This window comes from Sphingomonas sp. 1F27F7B (assembly GCF_005503355.1).
Classification (GTDB): Bacteria; Pseudomonadota; Alphaproteobacteria; order Sphingomonadales; family Sphingomonadaceae; genus Sphingomonas.
Map to the genome: position 1 here is coordinate 1 of NZ_SCMK01000055.1, position 2,701 is coordinate 2,701.

2 protein-coding genes are annotated in these 2,701 nt (G+C 63.9%); both read left to right on the top strand.

Going from position 1 to position 2,701, the window contains the following annotated elements:
• Positions 1–41: 41 nt before the first annotated feature.
• Complete coding sequence (locus FFS08_RS23325; protein WP_249341300.1) at positions 42–257, top strand: hypothetical protein; 216 nt, start codon at positions 42–44, stop codon at positions 255–257.
• A 59-nt stretch (positions 258–316) separates the two neighbouring features.
• The coding region (locus tag FFS08_RS23330; RefSeq protein ID WP_137865137.1) for an RHS repeat protein at positions 317–2,701 on the top strand (2,385 nt) is incomplete at its 3' end.

Genomic DNA, 2,701 nt, shown 5'->3' on the forward strand with positions numbered 1-2,701 from the left:
GCCCGCGATTCTTTCAAGCCAAAGAAGGGGGAGGTATGCGCATGAGGCTTCTACTCGGCGTCGGCCTGGCTGCGATGATCGCTTCATCGGCGCAGGCCTCGGAGACCGTCACCTACACCTATGATGCCAAGGGCCGGCTGGTGAAAGTCGAGCGTTCGGGCACGGTGAACAACGGCGTCAAGGCCGAATACACCCATGACAAGGCCAACAACCGCAAGAACGTGAAGGTCACCGGCTCGCCGAACCCGGCGCCCTGATCTCGCGCGGCGCCCTCTGCGCCCGGATTCATGCTCATAAGATCAAAAGAGGGGGATTCATGCTGAATCACATCGGGCCCGTGCGCCCGGTCGGCCACCGTGCCGTTGCCAAATTGCTTGCCTGCTCGATGCTCACCGCGGCTTCGCTGCTGTCGTTCGCGCCGGCAGCCAGGGCCCAGGTTGCCACTGTCGTCCCGGTCCGCGAGTCGATCGACGCAAACGGGGTCGACCTTTTCCTGGGGACGATGAATGCGGATGGGCCGGTTCTGTCGGCCGGTCAGGGCGATGCAGGATTGAGTTGGTACAAGCTTGTCCGGGGCAACCAGATCTGGGGCGACAATCTGGTCGCGACCTTGTCGGTGAGCGGTAGCACCGTCAATGTCGTCTATGCCGGCAAGGCCGACCGCTTTACCATCTCAGGCAGCAGCTACATCCCGACCGAAGCAAATGGGTCCACATTGTCGCTGAGCGGCAATGTGTACACCTATGTGCTTAGCGATGGCACCGTCATCCGCTTCAACAGGGCCTATGTCGGCGCGGCGATGTTCCAGAGCATCACCGGCGTCGTCACCGACGTCACCAAGCCCTCCGGCGAAAAGCTGACATACACATTCGAGAGCATGTATTATTGCTCGCAATCGAAAGAGGGTGCCGACGGCCAGATCTGCACCGGGCATTCCTATGCCTATCGGGTGTCGTCCGTTCAGAGCAACTCGGGATACAAGCTGACATACGACAATGCGGCGCCGAGCACGGATCCCACCGACATCTTCGGTACCGATTGGGCAGCGTGGGGCACTACCTTTGGCGTATCGCTGACGAATACGGCGGTGCCCGGCGCAACCAGTCGCTACATGGCGACGAGTTTCAATGCGGTCGTTCCTTACCTTTACCTGACTGTTACCGACCCGATAGGACGTGCCACCACTTACCGTCAGGACAACACGGGCCTGGTCGGAATCAAGAGACCGGGCAGCAGCACGGAAGACGTGCAAATCGCCTATTCCGGCGGACGCGTGAGTGCAATTACTACAGCGGCCGGGACCACAAGCTATTCGTCCTACGATTCGGCCGGCTTCCGCTATGTGACGGTCACCCCGCCCGATGCCGGCGCGACCAACTATACGTTCGACATTGCCTCGCAGCGGATGACGTCGAGGACCGATCCGCTCAGCCGGACGACCAGCTGGCAATATGATGCGAGCGGGCGCGTGACGCGCATTACGCAGCCCGAGGGGAACTACACCCAGCTCACCTATGACAGCCGCGGCAACGTGACCGAGAAACGCGCCGTCGCGAAATCGGGCTCCGGCCTCGCCGACATCGTGACACCGGCCAATTACGACGCGTCCTGCACCTATGCGGCCAAGTGCAACCAGCCCAACTGGACGAAGGATGCGAAGGGCAACCAGACCGACTACACCTACAACACCAGCACCGGCGACCTGCTGACCGTCGCCGCACCCGCCGCCAGCAGCGGCGGCACGCGCCCAACCACCACGTACAGCTACACGACGATCAACGGCGTCCAGCAGGTGAGCAGCATCTCGGCTTGCCAAAGCACGGCAAGCTGCGCGGGCACGGCGGACGAAGTGAAGACCAGCATTTCCTATGACATCAACGGCCTGCCGAATGTCGTCAGCAAGGGCGCCGGCGATGGCTCGCTGACGGCAACGACGACGATCGCCTATGACGATGCCGGCAATGTGCGGACGGTGGACGGACCGCTCCCCGGCTCTGCGGACACCACGCGCTATCGCTATGACGCGGCCCGCCAGCTGGTCGGCGTCGTCAGCGCGGACCCGGATGGCGCAGGGGCGCTCAAGCCGCGCGCGCAGCGAACCACCTATGATCCGAAGGGCCGGGTGACGCTGAGCGAGACCGGCAACGTCAGCAGCCAGAGCGACGGCGACTGGGCCGGCTTCACGAGCCTGCAGCAAGCCGCGACCGATTATGACGGCGTCGATCGCCCGGTGAAGCAGACGGTCAGCGCCGGCGGCACCATCTATCAGGTGACGCAGCGCAGCTATGACGCGGCGGGCACCTATGACTGCACCGCGGTGCGGATGAACAGCGCGGCCTGGGGCTCGCTGCCGGGTGCCTGCACGGCAACCACCACCGGCGCGGCGGGGCCGGACCGGATCGTCCGCAACCTCTACAACAGCGCGCGCGAGGTCACCACGATCCAGACCGCCTATGGCACCGCCGACCAGGCGAACGAGGTGGCCAGCACCTATACGAACAACGGCAAGCTGGCGAGCGTGACGGACGGCGAGGGCAACAGGACCAGCTATGAATATGACGGCTTCGACCGGCTCTCGAAGACCTCCTACCCGGTGACCACCGCCGGCTCGGGCACCAGCTCGGGCAGCGATTATGAGCAGCTCGGCTATGACGCGGCCAGCAACGTCACCTCGCGCCGCCTGCGCGACGGGCAGGTGATC

Bases quoted from the DNA above. Each gene is read 5' to 3' on its own strand.
- FFS08_RS23325 (WP_249341300.1), top strand. From the start codon at position 42: ATGAGGCTTCTACTCGGCGTCGGCCTGGCTGCGATGATCGCTTCATCG.